The following is a 1,982-nucleotide window of genomic DNA, read 5'->3' on the forward strand; positions in this document are numbered from 1 at the left end:
TGTCTAGCCAATGTTGAAATGTCGTGCTGAAAACAAAGCTGACCTGACGTCAGTGGAGAGTCTGGACAATGCCTTTTTAAGGTTGAGTCAGGCTTTGGAGGAAGAACGTGGTTGCCAGGTTTTCTCGGCTATCATCAGTTTACGTACGGTCTCTTTTGAAATCCGGACACCGTATTCTGTGGTCAGAATTCGCCAGATGGCTGACGGATTCATACCCCGGCCGCGTGAGCGAATAAGCTGCAGTGCCTGATCTCTGATGGTGGTGTTTAACTGATGATTGCCGGGCTTTCCACGGCGCCGGCTGACCAGACCGGCTGGCCCCAGCTCGCGATAGCGCTTAATCAGGCGGGAGCACTGACGACGGGTGAGCTCCATGGACTCTGCCACTTCTGCCAGCGTGATTTCCCGCGCCATATAGGCTTCAATCAAATCCAGGCGTAGCGCTTCGTGAAGTGTCAGGAGCACTGGTTTGTTGTCGTCCATTTTTCTCTCATCTGTCGGCCATATCAGATCCACAGGTGAGGGAAGGGCTCATCGCTTCAGGCTGGGGATAAAATCCTGCGGACTGGCCAGCACCGGGTTGATCGCCCTGAGCTCTTCCAGTGCACGCTCCTGAGCGCGCCTGCGGGGCATTTTTGTACTGCGCATTCGCTTTCCTTCAGCCTCCAGCTCGTCCTGTTTCTGCTGTGCCAGCCTCAGAACGGCACCCAGTCGTTTGTTATCAACAACCGCCCCCTGATCAACGCAGGTCAGTTTATCGAAAATCTTATAACCCAGTGGCCGGTGCTGATGCCGGAAAGTAATGCTTCCGTCAGGGTAATCATAAACGGTAATTTTTTCACCTGCTATGCGCGTATTTTGTTCGGTGGGTTCAATGATATACATGACTTTATCATACTGAAAAGTCAGTGCTTTCGATAAGGTCCGTAGCTCCTGCCAGGCGAAGATATCATTCAGCTCCAGTGGACTCTGTGTGACCGCACGGTGCAGATCTTTAGGGTATTTTGCCGGCCGGGAGAAACGACGGTTAAAATCAGACATGAAATGTTCAATCCACTGATTGGCTTCAGCAACCGAGCTGATGTTCTGCAGGCGCATCTCTTTAATCAGTCGATCCTGGAGCGTTTTATTTACCCGTTCCACGCGACCTTTTGCCTGGCTGCTGTTGGCACAAATCAATTCGATCGCCAGTTCCCGGAGAGCCCGTCCGAACTGGGTTGTGCCGGTACGTCGGCTCTCGGGTCCGCTGACCCTGAACACCGCATGCTTGTCGCTGTAAAATGCGACAGGTTTACCATGTTTATCAATGTATTGCCGGGTAGCCATCATGTAGTCAAACGCGTTTTCTGAATCACAGAATCGCAGGTGCATCAGGCGACCTGTGGCGTCATCCATGAAGACCAGAAGACAGCATTTTGGGGCTCTTCCTTCGAACCAGTCATGGTGAGAGCCATCGATCTGAACCAGTTCGCCGAAACAGTCGCGACGATAGCGCGGCTGGTAAACCCGGGTTCGCCGGCGGGAATGAGGACGCCAGAGACCGTCGGCTGTCATCCAGTTACGGATGGTTTCAACGGAGAGATATATATGATGGCGTTCAGCCAGTTTTTCGGTTGCGAGCGTTGGGCCAAAATCTGAATAGTGGCACCGGATCAAATCCAGGGCTTTACAGCGTGTTTCTTCATCGATCCGGTTGTTTGCAGGACGTCCACGGCGGGAAGATGCAAATGCGGTTGCGCCATCTGTCCGGTACAGACGCACAAGACGCTGCACCTGACGAACACTGAGCTTAAGTATGTCTGCTGCGTCGCGCTGAAGCAAAGCCCGGTCAAATACTCGCTGAATGATGCCAAGCCGGTAAAGTTCTTTGTCTGTCATAGTCACCAACATAAGATCGCGGTCCTGTGCTGAGCAAAATGAAGGCTTAGCGTACACGACGCGTGTGAATTGTGCTGAGACGACAATAACGCTTTGTGCTGACA

General features: G+C 52.6%; 2 protein-coding genes. Both read right to left on the bottom strand.

Annotated elements, in window-relative coordinates; all coding sequences use genetic code 11:
• Nucleotides 1-87 precede the first annotated feature (87 nt).
• Nucleotides 88-483 carry a helix-turn-helix domain-containing protein gene (locus tag K2184_RS28910; RefSeq protein WP_004143398.1) on the bottom strand — a complete coding sequence of 132 codons (396 nt, stop codon included), beginning with the start codon at nt 481-483 and terminating at the stop codon, nt 88-90.
• A 48-nt stretch (nt 484-531) separates the two neighbouring features.
• The gene (locus K2184_RS28915) at nt 532-1,878 is read right to left on the bottom strand and encodes an ISNCY family transposase (protein ID WP_077253535.1); all 1,347 of its coding nucleotides are present in this window, start codon (nt 1,876-1,878) and stop codon (nt 532-534) included.
• Nucleotides 1,879-1,982: the final 104 nt, after the last annotated feature.

This window comes from Klebsiella sp. K5-306, from assembly GCF_051835185.1.
GTDB classification, from domain to species: Bacteria; Pseudomonadota; Gammaproteobacteria; order Enterobacterales; family Enterobacteriaceae; genus Klebsiella; species Klebsiella oxytoca.